Annotated in this window: 16 protein-coding genes; 10 read left to right on the top strand and 6 right to left on the bottom strand. The window is 68.9% G+C overall.

What is annotated here, in order from left to right:
* Window positions 1-83 precede the first annotated feature (83 nt).
* Window positions 84-1,121, top strand: a complete 1,038-nt coding sequence (locus HYG95_RS17780; RefSeq protein ID WP_181699137.1) for an LLM class F420-dependent oxidoreductase — start codon at window positions 84-86, stop codon at window positions 1,119-1,121.
* A 73-nt stretch (window positions 1,122-1,194) separates the two neighbouring features.
* Here the strand turns inward: HYG95_RS17780 and HYG95_RS17775 are convergent, their stop codons facing one another.
* Window positions 1,195-1,530: an STAS domain-containing protein gene (locus HYG95_RS17775; RefSeq protein WP_181699136.1), complete on the bottom strand. Its 336-nt coding sequence runs from the start codon at window positions 1,528-1,530 to the stop codon at window positions 1,195-1,197.
* A 252-nt stretch (window positions 1,531-1,782) separates the two neighbouring features.
* On the opposite strand from HYG95_RS17775, the gene HYG95_RS17770 reads away from it, so the two are divergent.
* From HYG95_RS17770 to HYG95_RS17760, 3 genes are read left to right on the top strand one after another with little or no spacing between them, the layout of a single operon-like run.
* Window positions 1,783-2,262, top strand: coding sequence for a TrkA C-terminal domain-containing protein (locus HYG95_RS17770; RefSeq protein WP_181699134.1), 480 nt, complete (start codon window positions 1,783-1,785; stop codon window positions 2,260-2,262).
* Window positions 2,263-2,322: 60 nt separating this feature from the next.
* Complete coding sequence (locus tag HYG95_RS17765) at window positions 2,323-2,805, top strand: cation:proton antiporter regulatory subunit (RefSeq protein ID WP_067491996.1); 483 nt, start codon at window positions 2,323-2,325, stop codon at window positions 2,803-2,805.
* A gap of 10 nt (window positions 2,806-2,815) precedes the next feature.
* On the top strand, window positions 2,816-4,009 hold the full coding sequence (locus tag HYG95_RS17760; protein WP_157104744.1) for a cation:proton antiporter: 1,194 nt from the start codon (window positions 2,816-2,818) through the stop codon (window positions 4,007-4,009).
* Between the two features lie 7 nt (window positions 4,010-4,016).
* Here HYG95_RS17760 and HYG95_RS17755 read toward each other — a convergent pair whose 3' ends face one another.
* Both HYG95_RS17755 and HYG95_RS17750 read right to left on the bottom strand, forming a co-directional pair.
* Complete coding sequence (locus HYG95_RS17755; protein ID WP_181699132.1) at window positions 4,017-4,670, bottom strand: response regulator transcription factor; 654 nt, start codon at window positions 4,668-4,670, stop codon at window positions 4,017-4,019.
* Window positions 4,667-5,683 carry a sensor histidine kinase gene (locus HYG95_RS17750; RefSeq protein ID WP_181699130.1) on the bottom strand — a complete coding sequence of 339 codons (1,017 nt, stop codon included), beginning with the start codon at window positions 5,681-5,683 and terminating at the stop codon, window positions 4,667-4,669. The genes HYG95_RS17755 and HYG95_RS17750 overlap by 4 nt, the downstream gene beginning before the upstream one ends.
* Window positions 5,684-5,862: 179 nt before the next feature.
* Between HYG95_RS17750 and HYG95_RS17745 the strand changes: the two genes are divergently transcribed.
* From HYG95_RS17745 to HYG95_RS17735, 3 genes are read left to right on the top strand one after another with little or no spacing between them, the layout of a single operon-like run.
* Entirely contained in the window at window positions 5,863-6,138 is a 276-nt protein-coding gene (locus HYG95_RS17745; RefSeq protein WP_181699129.1) for a hypothetical protein, read from the top strand.
* Between the two features lie 29 nt (window positions 6,139-6,167).
* Window positions 6,168-6,626, top strand: coding sequence for a CBS domain-containing protein (locus HYG95_RS17740; RefSeq protein ID WP_067981335.1), 459 nt, complete (start codon window positions 6,168-6,170; stop codon window positions 6,624-6,626).
* Window positions 6,627-6,638: 12 nt separating this feature from the next.
* Window positions 6,639-7,922, top strand: coding sequence for an SLC13 family permease (locus tag HYG95_RS17735; protein WP_181699127.1), 1,284 nt, complete (start codon window positions 6,639-6,641; stop codon window positions 7,920-7,922).
* On the opposite strand, the gene hutG is transcribed toward HYG95_RS17735, so the two are convergent.
* The gene (gene hutG / locus HYG95_RS17730) at window positions 7,913-8,824 is read right to left on the bottom strand and encodes a formimidoylglutamase (RefSeq protein ID WP_181699125.1); all 912 of its coding nucleotides are present in this window, start codon (window positions 8,822-8,824) and stop codon (window positions 7,913-7,915) included. The genes HYG95_RS17735 and hutG overlap by 10 nt on opposite strands.
* A 10-nt stretch (window positions 8,825-8,834) precedes the next feature.
* Window positions 8,835-10,007 carry an imidazolonepropionase gene (gene hutI / locus HYG95_RS17725; RefSeq protein ID WP_181699124.1) on the bottom strand — a complete coding sequence of 391 codons (1,173 nt, stop codon included), beginning with the start codon at window positions 10,005-10,007 and terminating at the stop codon, window positions 8,835-8,837.
* A 222-nt stretch (window positions 10,008-10,229) separates the two neighbouring features.
* Here hutI and HYG95_RS17720 point away from each other — a divergent pair, with 222 nt between their 5' ends.
* The gene (locus HYG95_RS17720; protein WP_181699122.1) at window positions 10,230-11,627 is read left to right on the top strand and encodes an amino acid permease; all 1,398 of its coding nucleotides are present in this window, start codon (window positions 10,230-10,232) and stop codon (window positions 11,625-11,627) included.
* Window positions 11,628-11,668: 41 nt separating this feature from the next.
* Window positions 11,669-13,237: a histidine ammonia-lyase gene (gene hutH, locus HYG95_RS17715; RefSeq protein ID WP_181699121.1), complete on the top strand. Its 1,569-nt coding sequence runs from the start codon at window positions 11,669-11,671 to the stop codon at window positions 13,235-13,237.
* A 245-nt stretch (window positions 13,238-13,482) separates the two neighbouring features.
* Here the strand turns inward: hutH and hutU are convergent, their stop codons facing one another.
* Window positions 13,483-15,159, bottom strand: coding sequence for a urocanate hydratase (gene hutU, locus HYG95_RS17710; protein ID WP_181699119.1), 1,677 nt, complete (start codon window positions 15,157-15,159; stop codon window positions 13,483-13,485).
* Between the two features lie 125 nt (window positions 15,160-15,284).
* On the opposite strand from hutU, the gene hutC reads away from it, so the two are divergent.
* Window positions 15,285-16,055, top strand: a complete 771-nt coding sequence (hutC, locus tag HYG95_RS17705) for a histidine utilization repressor (RefSeq protein WP_181699178.1) — start codon at window positions 15,285-15,287, stop codon at window positions 16,053-16,055.
* Window positions 16,056-16,180: the final 125 nt, after the last annotated feature.

Below are 16,180 nucleotides of genomic sequence, written 5' to 3'. Positions count from 1 at the left end.
CCGCGCACCCCGCCCGACCAGCGGGTGTGGGCGCGGACCGACCGGTCGGGGTGCGTCCGTGGGTCCGGGTCTATGTTGGGTGCATGCGGATCGGATTGAGCATCAACTACTCGGGCGGTTTCAAGGAGGTGGCGGCCGAGGTCGCCGACCTGGAGCGGGCCGGTCTCGACGTCGTCTTCGTGCCGGAGGCGTACTCGTTCGACGCGGTGAGCGCGCTCGGCTTCCTGGCCGCGCGCACCGAGCGGGTGCAGCTGGCCTCGGGCATCCTGCAGCTCTACACCCGGACCCCCAGCCTCACCGCGATGACGGCGGCGGGCCTGGACTTCGTCTCCGACGGCCGGTTCATCCTCGGCATCGGCGCGTCCGGCCCGCAGGTGATCGAGGGCTTCCACGGCGTGCCCTACGACGCCCCGATCGGGCGCACCCGCGAACTGATCGAGATCTGCCGCAAGGTGTGGCGGCGCGAGAAGCTGAACTACCAGGGCAAGTACTACCAGATCCCGCTGCCCGCCGACCGGGGCACCGGCCTGGGCAAAGAGCTCAAGCTCATCAATCATCCGGTGCGCGAGAACATTCCGGTGCTGTTGGCCGCGCTCGGCCCCAAGAACGTTGAGCTGGCCGCCGAACTCGCCGAGGGTTGGCAGCCGATCTTCTTCCTGCCGGAGAAGGCGAACGATGTCTGGGGTGACGCGCTGGCCGCGGGCAAGGCCAAGCGTGATCCGTCGCTGGGCGACCTCGAGGTGTACGCGGGTCCCGCGCTGGCGATCGGCGAGAACGTCACGCCGCTGCTGGAGTTCGTGAAGCCGCACCTGGCGCTCTACATCGGCGGCATGGGCGCCAAGGGCAAGAACTTCTACCACACCCTGGCCACCAAGTACGGCTACGGCGAGGCCGCCGATCGCATCCAGGAGCTCTACCTGGCCGGCGACAAGCAGGCCGCCGCGGCCGCGGTGCCCGACGACCTGGTGCGCGATGTGTCGCTGATCGGGTCAGAGGGCTTCGTCAAGGACCGCATCGCCGCGTTCGCCGAGGCCGGTGTCACCACGCTCAACGTCACCCCGATCGCCGAGAACGCGGCGGGCCGGATCAAGCTGATCGAGCAGCTGCGCGGCCTCTGCTGACCCACCACAACGCGACGCGCCGCAGCACGGACAACTCCGGGATGCGGCGCGTCGGCGTCGGTGGACTACGCGGTCACGACCGCAGCGATGCCAGGGCGTCGGCGAGGGTGGTGTGCATGGCGAACACCTGGTCGAGGCTGGTCATCTTCAGCTGACGGCTGGTAGCCGGCCCGTCGGCGACCACCGCGATGGCGGTGTCCTCGCCCGCGCGTTGATGCGCCGCGACCAGCGTGGCCATGCCCGCCGAGGCGAGGAACCCGACCGCGGTCAGGTCGATCACCAGGGTCGCGGGCTTGTCGGCGAGGATGGCCTCGATGGCGGCGTCGAGGGCGGGCGCGGTCGCCAGGTCGACCTCACCGGTCACCGTCAGGACCGTGACGCCGTCGTGTACCGCCGTCGTGGTGGTCATCGTGTCCGTGAGTGGATAAGCGTCTCCGGGTGTGTTGGTCACCGATCAACAACACACAACTTCGCCCGAATACGCAAGCCGTTGCGCCGATCGCTGTTGCCGCACCGGTGCGCCGCCGGGTGCCCGCGCCCCGGTCGTGACCGCCATCGATCCGGCGGAAACGGCGGCGTGCGGTGCGTCACGATCGGCGGCAGGCGAGCATCGTCGCGGGGGTGGCCGCACCGACGGGCGCGGTCGTCGTACTGTGTGGGCGTGAACATCGATGTGACGCCGTTACCGGGAATCGGCGTGTGCAAGGACTTTCCGCTGGCGGAGGCCCGCCGCCGGATCGGCGTGATCGAACACCGTGACGGCACTGTCGATCTGGTCGTGTCCCGTGCCGGTGACGCCGAGACCAAGACCTCGATTCCGTTGTCCAGCACCGAGATCAGTGTCCTGGCGGGGTTGCTCGGTGCGCCGCAGGTGGTGCAGAAGAAGGCCGACTCTCTCGGTGTCGACGATCTGTCGACCAGACAGTTCGCCATCGATCGCGGCAGCCCGTTCGACGGGCGTCCACTGCGCGACACCGCCATGCGCACCCGCACCAAGGCCTCGGTGGTCGCGGTGGTCCGCGCGGGGGAGGTGACCCCTTCGCCGGGAACCGATTTCATCTTCGTCGCCGGTGACCTGGTGGTGGTCGTGGGCACCGGCAAGGGCCTCGAGGCTGCCGGAAAATTGCTCGACGCGGGCTGACGGGCCGTGTCGATAGTAAAGAGAAGGTAAGGTATCGCCTAGCTGAGGTTAGGTGATCCCATGAATGTTGAAGTCACATCCCTGCCCGGAATCGGTGTCAGGAAAGAGTTCTCGCTGACCAAGGTGGCTCGGCGCATCGGCGTCGTCGACCACCGCGACGGTGGCACCGATCTGATCTTCACCAAGATCGACGACCCCGACACCACCGTGCAGGTCCCGCTCTCCGACGGCGAAGCGCGCACGCTCGCCAGCCTGCTCGGTGCCCCGCGACTCGTCGCGCAACTGCAGGAGGAACACCGCGATCTCGACGGTGTGAGCACCCGGTCGCTGCCGGTGCTGCCCGATTCGCCCTACGCGGGCCGCCGCCTCGGCGAGACGGAGATGCGGACCCGGACACTGGCCTCCATCGTCGCGGTGCTGCGCGCCGGTCAGGTCCACCCCTCGCCCGGACCGGAGTTCGGTTTCCTCGGGGGCGACATGGTCGTCATCGTCGGTACGACCGCCGGGCTCGACGCTGCCGCTTCGATCCTCTCCGACGGCTGAGCCCGTGCAGATCAGTGGAACAACGCTGGCGCTGATCCAGCTGGGGGCTGTGTTCTTCGGATTGGGTGTGCTCGGGCGCATCGCGGGCCGCATCGGCCTCTCACCCATTCCGCTCTATCTGCTCGGGGGTCTGCTCTTCGGCACCGGTGGGCTGATCGAGCTGCACGAGGTGGAGGAGTTCATCCACATCGCCAGCGAGATCGGTGTGGTGCTGCTGCTGTTGCTGCTCGGCTTGGAGTACACCGCAGGTGAATTGGTCACCGGCATGCGCAAGTCGTGGATCGCCGGTCTGCTCGACCTGGTCCTCAACGCCACGCCGGGCGTGATCGTCGCGCTGTGGCTGGGACTCGGACCGACCGGTGCCATCGCGATGGCGGGCGTCACCTACATCTCCTCCTCGGGGATCGTCGCCAAGGTGCTCAACGACCTGGGCAGGCTCGGTAACCGCGAGACACCGGTGGTGCTGTCGATCCTGGTGTTCGAGGACCTGGCGATGGCGATCTACCTGCCGGTGCTCACCGCCGTGCTGGCGGGTGTCGGCTTCATGGCCGGGCTCACCACCGTCGGTATCGCGCTGGTCGCGGTGACGCTGGTGCTCATCGTCGCGCTGAAGTACGGCCGGTACGTGTCGGCGATCGTGGCCAGCGAGGACCGCGAGATCTTCCTGCTCAAACTGCTCGGTTCGGCGCTGCTGGTGGCCGGTGTCGCCTCGGCGGTGCAGGTGTCGGCGGCGGTCGGCGCGTTCCTGCTCGGCATCGCGATCTCGGGGGCGACCGCGCACGAGGCGACCAAGATTCTCGAACCCCTGCGCGACCTGTTCGCCGCCATGTTCTTCGTGCTGTTCGGCTTGAGCACCGATCCGGCGACCATTCCGCCGGTCCTCGGCTGGGCGGTCCTGCTGGTCGTGGTCACCACGGTGACGAAGCTGTACACCGGCTGGTGGGCGGCCAAGCGGGCCGGCGCCTCCCAGCTGGGCCGGGCTCGCGCGGGTGCTGCCCTGGTCGCGCGCGGCGAGTTCTCGATCGTCATCGCCGGCCTCGCCGTCGCCGCGGGCGCGGTACCCGACAGCTTCGCCGCCCTGGCCACCACATACGTGCTGCTGATGGCCGTGATGGGGCCGATCGCGGCACGCGTGGTCGAACCGGTGGTCCGGGCGACGGTCGGGCGCAAGTCGAAGGTGCGCATCGACCCGAACGCGGAATGATCGGGGCTCACGGCTCGATCAGACCTGAGCGGATCGCGTAGCGGGTCAGGTCGAGCCGGTCACGTAGGCCGAGTTTCTGCAGGATATTGGCGCGATGGCGGTCGACGGTCTTCACACTGATGACCAGTTCGGCCGCCACCTCTCGCGCCGAATACCCTTCGGCGATCAGTTTGAGCACCTCCTCTTCGCGGGCGGTCAGAATGGTCTCGGGCAGCCGTCCACCCTGGCGGGCCAGGTGCAGATAGTCGCGGACCAGGGCGGTGACCGCACCCGGGTACAGGAACGGCTCGCCACGCATCGTCGCCCGGCAGGCCTCGATGAGGTCGCGGTCGGCGACCGATTTGAGCACGTACCCGGAGGCGCCCGCCTTGAGCGACTCGAAGAAGTACTGCTCGTTGTCGTACATCGACAGCATCAACATGCGGACGCCCGGATGCGCGCGGGTGATCTCGCGCGCCGCCTGGATGCCGGTCATCCTCGGCATCGCGATATCGAGGATCACCAGGTCGACGGTTTCGCCGGACAGGGCGGTCACCGCGTCGTAGCCGTTGGCCGCCTCGGCGACCACGGTGAGGTCGGGTTCGTTGTCGAGGATCAGCCGTAGCCCGCTGCGCACCAAGGCGTGGTCGTCGGCCAGCAGGATCCGGGTGGGGGTGCTCATACCGGTTCTCCGACGTGTGCGGCGCGGTGAACCGGGACAACAAGCTCCACGGCGGTGCCGGTGTCTTCGGATGTGGTGATGGTGAGCGTCGCGTCGACGAGCATGGCGCGTTCGCGCATCCCCCGGATTCCGGCACCCTCGGTGATCACCCCGCCGCACCCGTTGTCGCGCACGCGAAGCACCACGGAGTCGGCGTGGCCGGCCAGCCGCAGGCTCACCTGGTCGGCACCCGAGTGGCGCAGTACGTTGGTCAGGCTCTCCTGGGCGATGCGGTAGCAGACGAGTTCGACCGCCGGGTCGAGTCTGCTGATCGACGGGTCGACCTCGCGGTGCACGGAAATGCCCGCGCTGCGGGTGAATTCGTGGCACAGCGCGGTGACGGCACTGTGCAGCCCGAGGTCGTCGAGCACGTCGGGCCGCAATCGTGACGCGATACCGCGCACCTCGTCGAGACATCCGCGCACCGTTTCCTGCGCGTCGGTCACCTCGTCCCGCAATTCCTCCGGTGCGCGGTCCACGACCCGTTTCAGCCGCAACAACGCCACGGTCAGGCTCTGGCCGATCTCGTCGTGCAGTTCGCGGGCGATCCGCTGACGCTCACCTTCCTGTGCGGCGAGCGCCGTGGCTCCGGCCGCCGATCGCTCGGCCTCGAGCCGGTCGAGCATCGCGTTGAAGGTCTCGATCAGCCGGTGGAAGTCCCCACTGGCGCGCCGGTCGAAACGCACCGCGCGTCGTGGCGGGTCGACGCGGCGCATGGCCGTGACAAGTTCGTCGAGGGGCGCCAGGCTGGTGCGCAGCGCAAGCGCGTTGGCGGTGAGGATCACCGCGAGACCGATCACCAGCACCGGCACCTCGGTCAAGCGCAGCCGGGCCGACACGGTGGCGGGGGAGAGCGCGAGGATCAGCGTGCCGAGCGTGAACACCACACCGTTGAGCAGGCAGATCCGCCAGAACAGCGCCGTCACCGGCGTGCGCTGCTCTCGTCCTGCTCGCACCCTCGCGAGACGCTTCATAGCTCCCAGCATGCTGACGCACCCGGCCGCTGTCCATCGGGTGTGACACCCATCCGCGCGTGCGCACGACCGCCGGACGGGTGCCGGAAATGGGTGCCGGCGCCGATGGTCGCCGCCCCGCGCGCGCACCAGACTCGAATCCGCACGCATTCGACCGTGTCAGGGGAAGGACCGCCCGGATGGATACCGACAGGACGACGATCCCCGGAACCGGGGTGCTGCACCATTTCCGCACCGGTCGCGGCATCGACTTCGCACTGCTCACCGAGTCGGCAGGCGGGCGCAGGCTGCTCGTGTACGCCCCCGGCAGTGACGAGCCGAGCGTCGACCTCGCGCTCGAACCCGAGGAAGCCGACCACGTGGCCGAGCTGATGCAAACCAGCCCCCTCGCCGAGCGGCTGCGCCGGCTCGAGCAGCGGGTCGAGCGGCTCGCCGGACAGCGGGCCGAGTCGTGAGCACCGTCGAATCACCCCGGAGCCGAGCCATGCGCGCACGCGATATCGCGATGAACCTGCCGACCGTCCGCACCACCGACCCGGTGGCCCGCGCGGTGCGGGTGATGGTCGTCAACCGTTTGCCCGGTCTGGTCGTGGTCGACGCCGAGGACCGGCCGGTGGCCGTATTGCCCGGCACCCAGGTGCTGCGCCTGGCCATCCCGGCGTCGTATCAGGACGACACCACCCTGGTCCGCACCATCGACGAGGTGCACGCCGACCTGTTCTGGCAGGAACCCGGCAGCCTCACCGTCGGCGACTGCCTGGCCGACGGCGCACCGCGACCGGCCACGGTGACCCCCGATGCCACCTTGCTCGAGATCGCGATCCTGATGGCGCGCAAGCACAGTCCGCTCATCGCGGTCGTCGACCGGGCCCGCACCCTGTGCGGGGCGATCACCCTCGAACGGCTGCTGACCAGCCTCGCCCTCGCCGGCCCCGGCGACTGATCGGCGCCGACGATGGCCGCCGTCCTCGCCGTGACCATCTTCGTGGTGGCGTTCTTCTTCATCGCCACGGAGCGTGTCGACAAGGTGAAGACCGTGCTGATCGCCGCCGGCCTGATGGCGGTCCTCGGGCTGATCCCCGGCGAGCAGGTGTTCTTCTCACCGCACGCGGGCATCGACTGGAACGTCATCTTCCTGCTGCTCGGCATGATGATCATCGTCGGCGTCGTCAAGCAGACGGGTCTGTTCGACTACCTGGCGATCTGGTCGGCGAAACGTTCTCGCGGCAATCCCTACCGGTTGATGGTGATGCTGATGCTGATCACCGCCGTGGCCTCACCATTCCTCGACAACGTCACCATCATCATGCTGATCGCCCCGGTGACGCTGGTGGTGTGCCGCAGGCTCGGCCTCGGCGCGCAGCCCTTCCTGATCGCGGAGGTGCTCGCCGCGAACATCGGTGGCGCGGCGACGCTGATCGGCGACCCACCCAACATCATCATCGCCAGCCGGGCGGGCCTGAGCTTCAACGACTTCCTGGTGCACATGGCCCCGATCGTGGTGCTGGTCTTCGCGCTGTTCGTGCTGTTCACGCGTGTGTTGTTCCGTTCGGCGCTGCGTACCGACCCGGACTCGGTCGAGGCCGTGCTCGCCCTGCGGGAGCGGCGCGCGATCCGCGACCCGAAACTGCTCGTGCGGTCGCTGATCGTGCTGGCCGCGGTGGTGGCCGGGTTCTGCCTGCACAGTGTGGTGCACGTGGCCCCGTCGGTGATCGCACTGGTGGGCGCGGGGGTGATGGTGCTGGTGTCCGGGCTCGACATCGGGGATGTCCTGCACGAAGTGGAATGGCCGACGCTGGTGTTCTTCATGGGCCTGTTCGTGATGGTCGCCGGCCTGGTGCACACCGGGGTGATCGCCGCGGTCGGGGCGGCGGCGAGCACCTGGGTGGGCGACGACTATTTCCTCGCCGCCACCGCACTCGTCTTCGGCTCCGCGCTGCTCGGCGCGTTCGTGGACAACATCCCCTACACGGCGACCATGGCACCGGTCGTGGAGGGCATCGTGGCGGACGCTCCCGACCCCGAGACCGCCCGGTCGCTGTGGTGGGCGTTCGCGCTCGGCGCCGACTTCGGCGGCAACGGCACGGCGGTCGCGGCGAGCGCGAATGTCGTCGCGCTCGGTATCGCCGCCCGGGCAGGCCAGCGAATCAGCTTCTGGCAGTTCACGAAATACGGTGCGGTCGTCACTGTGTTCAGCTGCGTCGTCGCCTGGGTCTACGTCGGTGTGCGCTACTTCTGAGGGACGTGCCGGGTGACGAGGCGGTGCAGGAGCCGGGCGGCGGTGCGGGCGGTGCGGTTGTCGATGTCGAGAGCCGGGTTGAGTTCGGCGACATCGGCGACCACGAGTTTGCCGCTCGCGGCGGCCTGGTCGCAGACGGCCTGCACGATGGGCAGCGCGACACCGAACGCGGCGGGCGCGCTGACACCCGGCGCTACCGCGGCGGGCAGGACGTCGAGGTCGATGGTGAGGTACAGCAGGTCGATGCCGGCGAGGAAGTCCGCGACGAAGGATCGCGCACGCTCGGCGGTGCAGTCGTCGTCGAGCAGATAGCGCACGCCGAACCATTCGGCCGTGTCGAACAGGATCGTCGTGTTGGCCGGCTGGCTGATCCCGAGCACCGCGTACCGCACGTCGTCGCCGGATTCGAGGATCTGCCGGAACGGGGTTCCCGAGCTCGGTACCGGATCGGGGCGCAGATCGAAATGTGCGTCGAGGTTCAGTATTCCGATCGTGGCGTCCCTGGCGCGCTCGGCGCCTGCGAGGCCGAGGTAGGTGCCGAAGGCGACCTCGTGCCCGCCCCCGAGGACGATCGGGAAGGCACCCGCGTCCAGCAGCGCGGTCACGGTGTCGCCGAGCCTGCGCTGGCCGTCCTCGAGCCGCTGATCGGTGACCGCGATCGTGCCCGCGTCGAACGCGCGCAGCGGGCCGGGCAGTGCCATCGGCGACAGCGCGCGGCGCAGGGCGTCGGGTCCGTCGGCGGCGCCCGGCCGTCCCTTGTTGCGGCGCACGCCTTCGTCGCTGGCGAAGCCGACGAACACGCACGCGCCGGGGTCGGCGCCGGGTTCATAGGGTGCGACGGCCTGATGCCAGCGCAGATGCTCGGGTGACGTGCCGTCGACGCGGCCGGTCCAGGAAGTCATGGGGGACACCTCAGTTCGATGCGAGCACGCCGCCGCGCCACACCTGGCGCACGAGCGGAACGCCGGGACGGTAGGCCAGATGCAGATGTGACGGCGCGTCCAACGCGACGGCGTCGGCCCGCCTGCCGGGGGAGAGGGCGCCGATATCGCCGCGCCGCAACGCTTTCGCTCCACCCGCGGTCGCCGCCCAGACCGCCTCGTCCGGCGTCATGTGCAGCTCACGCACGGCCAAGGCGATACAGAACGGCAGGCTGGTGGTGTAGCTCGTACCCGGGTTGCAGTCGGCGCCGAGGGCCACGGTGATCCCGGCGTCGAGCAGCGCCCGCGCATCGGGATAGCTGTTGCGCGTGCAGAAGTCGGCGCTGGGCAGCAGCGTCGCCACGGTGTCGCTGTTCGCGAGCGCGTCGATATCGGCACCGCTGACATGGGCGACGTGATCGACCGACGCGGCCCCGAGTTCGACGGCGAGCTGCACGCCCGGCCCCTGGTGCAGCTGATTGCCGTGCACCCGCGGCACCAACCCGTGCGCGATGCCGGCGCTGAGCACGGCATGCGACTGGTCCCGGTCGAAGGCGCCCTGCTCGCAGAACACATCGATCCACCGGGCCTCGGGCGCACAGCGCGGAATCATCTGCGCGCACACCATGGCCACGTAATCGTCCGCGCGCCCGGCGTATTCGGGTGGCGGAACATGCGCGGCCAGCAGGGTCACCTCGTCGGTGTGGCGACCCGCGATGCGCACGCTGCGCCATTCGTCGTCCACGGTCTGCCCGTAGCCGCTCTTGATCTCGACCGTCGTGCTGCCCGCCCGCAGCGACTCGGCGAGCAGACGCCGCACAGTCGCATCGAGTTGCTCGTCGGTCGCCGCGCGCGTCGCCGCGATCGTCGTGCGGATGCCGCCCGCGCCGTAGGGGCGGCCGGACATGCGTGCGGCGAACTCCTCGGCGCGGTCACCGGCGAAGACCAGGTGCGAATGCGATTCGACGAAACCGGGCAGCACCGCACGACCGTCGAGGTCGACCGCCTGATCGGCGGCCGGGGCGTCGGCGCTGTCACCCACCCACACCACCTGCGCGTCGTCGAAGACGACGGCCGCGTCGCGGCGCAATCCGAGCGGGCCGTCCCCGAGGGCCGGGTCGTTGGTGACGAGGGTGCCGATATCGCGCAGCACGGTGGTTGGCACGGGTTGTCCTCCTGGCGGCGGGCTGTGCGGCGGATCACGCCTGCTATGTATATGCCTGTCTATACAGGATAGTCAAGCGCTACGGTGCCAGACGATAACTGGCCATTGACATGGCTGTATAGACAGGCATATACATGTAGGGGTCGTTGTGACCGGCCCCACAGGCGAAGAGACCGGGCATCACCGGCGACCCTGCGCCCTTTCCGATCCCGGGAGAATGGTTTGAACAAGCCCGCCGCCGCGCTCACCCGCGGCCTCACCGCCCGCCACATCCGTTTCATCGCGCTCGGCTCGGCCATCGGCACCGGCCTGTTCTACGGGTCCGCGGAGGCGATCCACCGGGCCGGTCCCTCGGTGCTGCTGGCGTATCTGATCGGCGGCGCCGCCGTGTTCCTCGTGCTGCGCGCGCTGGGCGAGATGGCGGTGAGCAACCCGGTCGCGGGCTCGTTCGGTGAATACGCCAGCCAGCACCTCGGCCCGCTCGCGGGCTTTTTCACCGGCTGGACCTACACCTTCGAAATGCTCATCGTGTGCCTGGCCGACGTCACCGCGTTCGGTGTGTACATGGGGTTCTGGTACCCGGACGTGCCACGCTGGATCTGGGTGCTCTCGGTCATCTTCTTCATCGGCGCGATCAACCTGCTCAGCGTGAAGGTCTTCGGTGAGGTGGAGTTCTGGTTCAGCCTGGTCAAGATCGTTGCCATCGTGGCGATGATCGCCGGCGGTATCGCCGTGCTGATCTTCGGCTTCGGCCTCCACGACACCAGCGCGGGCGTGCAGAACCTGTGGGCCGACGGCGGCTTCTTCGCCACCGGAATCGGCGGCTTCATCGCCTGCTTCGCCATCGTGATGTTCGCCTTCGGCGGTACCGAGATCATCGGCATCACCGCGGGCGAGGCCGAGAACCCACAGCGCACCATCCCGCGCGCGATCAACACCGTGCCCGTGCGCATCATCGTGTTCTACGTGCTCACCCTCGCGGTGATCATGGCGATCGACTCCTGGCGCACGATCGGCGACGAGGGCAGCCCGTTCGTGCAGATTTTCCAGAGCCTCGGCCTCGGACCTGCCGCGGCGGTGCTCAACGTCGTCGTCATCACGGCCGCGCTGTCGGCGGTCAACAGTGACATCTTCGGTGCGGGCCGGATGATGTACGGCATGGCCCAGCGCGGCCAGGCGCCCGCGGCGATGAAGCGGGTCTCGCGCAACGGGGTGCCGTGGATGACGGTGGTCATCATGACCGTCACCCTGCTGGTGGGCGTGCTGCTGAACTACCTGATTCCCGACAAGGTGTTCCTGGTGATCGCCTCGATCGCCACCTTCGCCACCATCTTCGTCTGGCTGATGATCCTGCTCGCGCACCTGCGCTCGCGGCGCGGGATGAGCCCCGAACAGGTCGCCGCACTGAAATTCCCGGTGCCGCTGTGGCCCTACGGCCAGCTGATCACCATCGCGTTCCTGGTGTTCGTGATCGGGGTGATCGCCTTCGACGCCGACAGCCGGGTGGCCCTCGTGGTCGGCGTGGCGTGGCTCGCGCTGCTCGGCATCGCCTACCGCCTGTGGGTGCGGCCGGCGACCGCCGAACCCGAACCGGTGGCCGTACCGGCCGACGTCGCCTGAAGTTGCCTGTCCTGCACGCTTATTCGGAATGGAGAAATATCGTGGGTATCGACTCGAACCGGTCGGTCACGCTGGAACCGGTCGTCGTCGGCACCGGTCCGGTGTCACCCGCCGACGTGGTGCGGGTGGCACGGGAGGGCGCCGCGGTGCGGCTGGCCGAGGAGGCGCTGGCCGCCATGGGCGAAAGCCGCGAGCGCATCGAGGCGCTGGCCGCCGACCCGCGACCGGTGTACGGGGTGTCGACCGGGTTCGGTGCGCTCGCCGTGCGCCACATCCCGCAGGAGTCGCGTAAGCAATTGCAGCGCAGCCTCATCCGCTCGCATGCCGCCGGATCGGGGGCCGAAGTGGAGCGGGAGGTCGTGCGCGCCCTCATGCTGCTCCGTCTCTCGACGCTGGCCACCGGCCGCACCGGGGTGCGACCGGTGGTCGCCGAGACCTACGCCGCGCTGTTGTCGGCGGGAATCACACCGGTGGTCCACGAATACGGCAGCCTCGGCTGCTCCGGTGATCTCGCACCGCTGGCCCATGTGGCCCTCGCCGTCATCGGGGAGGGCACGGTCCGCGACGCGAGCGGCACCGCGATGCCCGCCGCTCAGGCGCTCGCCGCCGCCGGGATCGCACCGGTGGAGCTGGCGGAGAAGGAGGGGCTCGCCCTCATCAACGGCACCGACGGCATGCTCGGGATGCTGCTGCTCGCCTGTCACGATCTGCGCGCGCTGCTGCGGCTGGCCGATGTCACCGCCGCCATGAGCGTCGAAGGCCTGCTCGGTACCGACAAGGTGTTCGCCGCCGACCTGCAGGCGCTGCGCCCGCAGCCGGGCCAGGCGGTCGCCGCCGCGAACATGACCCGGCTGCTGGCCGATTCGGCGATCGTCGCCAGTCATGCCACCCCCGACTGCACCGTGGTGCAGGACGCCTACTCGCTGCGCTGCGCACCGCAGGTGGCCGGTGGCGCCCGCGACACCCTCGCCCACGCCGAGCGGGTCGCGGGGTACGAACTGGCCAGCGCCGTCGACAATCCGGTGGTCACCCTGGACGGCCGCGTCGAGTCCAACGGCAATTTCCACGGCGCCCCCGTGGCGTACGTGCTCGACTTCCTCGCCATCGTCGTCGCCGACGTGGCCAGTATCAGCGAGCGTCGCACCGACCGTTTCCTCGACAAGGCGCGCAACCACGGGCTGCCGCCGTTCCTCGCCGACGACCCCGGTGTCGACAGCGGCCACATGATCGCCCAGTACACCCAGGCCGCGCTCGTCTCCGAGCTCAAGCGCCTCGCCGCGCCCGCATCGGTCGACTCGATCCCGTCCTCGGCCATGCAGGAGGACCACGTGTCCATGGGCTGGTCGGCCGCCCGCAAACTGCGCCGCGCCATCGACGGCCTCACCCGCGTGCTGGCCATCGAGGCGCTCACCGCGGCCCGCGCCCTCGACCTGCGTGCGCCGCTCACACCGTCGCCCGCCACGGCAGCTGTGCGCGATGCCCTGCGGACCCGCGTCCCCGGTCCCGGCCCCGACCGTCACCTCGCGCCCGAAATCGAGGCGGCGGTGAACCTGGCCGCGTCCGGCGCACTGCTGGCGGCCGCGGAATCCGTTGTCGGCCCGCTGGATTGACCCGGCTGCACTGACCGCGCCGCTGTAACCGACTCGGCCCCAGGTGGTTCCCGCCACCCGGGGCCGTTTCGCCGTGGAATGCCTGACTCCGCGTGGTGAAAGCCGGCGACCGAGGCCGTCGCGCTTGCGCGAGGCTGTAGGGGCCGCTACTCACCTAGGTGATGCTGCGGGCATCCGACGCGAAAATACCCATCACACGATTCGGCGCCGGGTGCATTTCGCACCCGGCGCCGAAGTAAGCGATATCAGCTCTCCTGCATCGGGATTCGCACACCGCGTTCCCGGGCGACCTCGGCCGCGTGCTCGTAGCCCGCGTCCACGTGACGGATCACGCCCATGCCGGGATCATTGGTGAGTACCCGCTCCAGCTTCTGCGCGGCCAGGGGCGTGCCGTCGGCGATACACACCTGGCCCGCGTGGATGGACCGGCCCATGCCGACACCGCCGCCGTGGTGGATCGACACCCACGAGGCGCCCGATGCCGTATTGAGCAGGGCGTTGAGCAGGGGCCAGTCGGCTACGGCGTCCGAGCCGTCGGCCATGGCTTCGGTCTCGCGGTAGGGCGAGGCGACCGAACCGGAATCGAGGTGATCGCGTCCGATCGCCAGCGGCGCCGACAGCTCGCCCGAGGCCACCATCTCGTTGAAACGCAGTCCGGCGCGGTGCCGTTCGCCGTACCCGAGCCAGCAGATGCGGGCGGGCAGGCCCTCGAACTTCACCTTCTCACCCGCCATGGTGATCCAGCGCTTCAGATGCTCGTTCTCGGGGAACAGCTCGAGAATCGCGCGGTCGGTGGCGGCGATATCGGCCGGGTCACCCGAGAGGGCCGCCCAGCGGAACGGGCCGAGGCCCTCCTCGAACAGCGGCCGGATATAGGCGGGCACGAAACCGGGGAACGCGAAGGCCCGGTCGTAGCCGCCCTTGCGGGCCTCGTCACGGATCGAGTTGCCGTAGTCGAACACCTCGGCACCCTTGTCCATGAACCCGACCATGGCCTCGACATGTTTGGCCATCGATGCCTGCGCCTCGGTGGTGAACCACCCGGGATCCTTCTCGGCCATGGTGTGCCAGTCCTCGAGCGCGACCCCGATCGGCAGGTAGGACAGCGGGTCGTGCGCGGAGGTCTGGTCGGTCACCACATCGATCGGCGCGTCCATGGCCAGCAGCGCCGGGAACACCTCGGCGGCATTGCCGACCAGACCGATCGACAGCGGCCTGCGCTCGTCGCGCGCGGCGACGGCCAGATCCAGCGCTTGCTGGAGCGAGTCGGCCTTGGTGTCGAGGTAGCCGTGCGCGATGCGGCGATCGATGCGGGCCGGGTCGACATCGACACACAGGGCCACACCGTCGTTCATCGTCACCGCGAGTGGCTGGGCCCCGCCCATTCCGCCGACGCCCGCGGTGAGCGTGATCGTGCCGGCCAGCGATCCGCCGAAACGTTTACGCGCCACGGCACCGAAAGTTTCGTACGTGCCCTGCAGAATGCCCTGGCTACCGATATAGATCCACGAACCGGCGGTCATCTGCCCGTACATCATCAGGCCCGCCTGTTCGAGTTCGCGGAACTTCTCCCAGTTGGCCCAGTCGCCGACCAGATTCGAATTGGCCAGCAACACCCGCGGCGACCATTCATTGGTGCGGAATACGCCGACCGGTTTCCCCGATTGCACGAGCAGTGTTTCGTCGGACTCGAGGGTTTCCAGGGTCCGCACGATGGCGTCGTAGGCCGCCCAGCTGCGGGCCGCGCGCCCGGTACCGCCGTAGACGACCAGATCGTCGGGGCGTTCGGCGACCTCGGGGTCGAGATTGTTCATCAGCATCCGCAGGGCGCCCTCCTGCTGCCACCCCTTGGTGTGCAGCTGGGGACCGCGCGGGGCACGGACGGGGCGCGGACCTGCGGCGGGCGCGGTGTCGTCGGTCATGTGTTCACTCCTCGAAAGACGGGTGTGTCCGGGGTCACTGACAACCAGATTAGTGGTATAGTCCTGTCTATACAAGTAGCTGTCGGAATCGGCCGCGACGTATTCTCTTGGCCTGACGGAGGGAAATACCGGTGGTGGCGATCGAAGTGGTCGATGCGGAGCTGGCCGCGCTCTACGGCGCGCTCGGTACCGAGTTCGCGGCATACGAGCGGGTCAAGCAGCTCATCATGGCGCAGATCAAGGGCGGCCGATGGAGCCCGGGGGAGCAGATCCCCTCGGAGAACCAGCTGGTCGCCGCGCTCGGGCTGTCGAGGATGACGATCAACCGCGCCCTGCGCGACCTCACCGCCGACGGCGCCCTCACCCGGGTGATGGGCGTCGGCACGTTCGTCGCCGCGGGCAAGGCCACCTCACCGCTGTTCGAGGTCAGGAACATCGCCGACGAGATCGCGCAGCGCGGGCACCGGCATCGCACCGAGGTCGTCTTCGTGCGCGCCGAGCGGATCGACGAGGGTCATCCGATCCTCGGAAACGACCTGAGCGGCACGGTGTTCCACTCGCTGCTGGTGCACCGCGAGGACGACGTGCCGATCCAGCTCGAGGATCGTTACGTCAATCCGGCCCAGGCGCCCGACTATCTCACCCAGGACTTCACCACCGTCACCCCCAACACCTATCTGAGCGAGGTCGCCCCGCTGCTGCGTGGCGAACACATCGTCGAAGCCGTGCGGGCGAGCAAGGACGAGTGCGCGCTGCTCGGCATCGCCGGTGACGAACCGTGTCTGCTGATCCGGCGGCGCACCTGGTCCTCCGGCGGCTTGGTGAGTGCGGCCCGGCTGATTCATCCCGGGTCACGCAATCGTCTCGAAGGTACTTTCGGTACCGAGCCGGGCTGAGCGCGACTCGCGCGTCTCGGTGACGGCGTTCATCGGCGTCGCTGAATTAACATGACCCATGAGCAAATATTTCGCAAACCGAGTTATCACCATTTCGTGACAATCGGGCGAATGGCGTTCACCGG

It is taken from the genome of Nocardia sp. GTS18, from assembly GCF_013839555.1.
Taxonomy (GTDB): domain Bacteria; phylum Actinomycetota; class Actinomycetes; order Mycobacteriales; family Mycobacteriaceae; genus Nocardia; species Nocardia rosealba.
Note: the sequence above shows the minus strand (reverse complement) of the source record. Positions and strands in the feature narration are given on the sequence as shown.

Bases quoted from the DNA above. Each gene is read 5' to 3' on its own strand.
- HYG95_RS17780 (WP_181699137.1), top strand. From the start codon at position 84: ATGCGGATCGGATTGAGCATCAACTACTCGGGCGGTTTCAAGGAGGTG.
- HYG95_RS17775 (WP_181699136.1), bottom strand. From the start codon at position 1,530: ATGACCACCACGACGGCGGTACACGACGGCGTCACGGTCCTGACGGTG.
- HYG95_RS17765 (WP_067491996.1), top strand. From the start codon at position 2,323: ATGAATGTTGAAGTCACATCCCTGCCCGGAATCGGTGTCAGGAAAGAG.
- HYG95_RS17755 (WP_181699132.1), bottom strand. From the start codon at position 4,670: ATGAGCACCCCCACCCGGATCCTGCTGGCCGACGACCACGCCTTGGTG.
- HYG95_RS17750 (WP_181699130.1), bottom strand. From the start codon at position 5,683: ATGAAGCGTCTCGCGAGGGTGCGAGCAGGACGAGAGCAGCGCACGCCG.
- HYG95_RS17745 (WP_181699129.1), top strand. From the start codon at position 5,863: ATGGATACCGACAGGACGACGATCCCCGGAACCGGGGTGCTGCACCAT.
- HYG95_RS17740 (WP_067981335.1), top strand. From the start codon at position 6,168: ATGCGCGCACGCGATATCGCGATGAACCTGCCGACCGTCCGCACCACC.
- HYG95_RS17735 (WP_181699127.1), top strand. From the start codon at position 6,639: ATGGCCGCCGTCCTCGCCGTGACCATCTTCGTGGTGGCGTTCTTCTTC.
- hutG (WP_181699125.1), bottom strand. From the start codon at position 8,824: ATGACTTCCTGGACCGGCCGCGTCGACGGCACGTCACCCGAGCATCTG.
- hutU (WP_181699119.1), bottom strand. From the start codon at position 15,159: ATGACCGACGACACCGCGCCCGCCGCAGGTCCGCGCCCCGTCCGTGCC.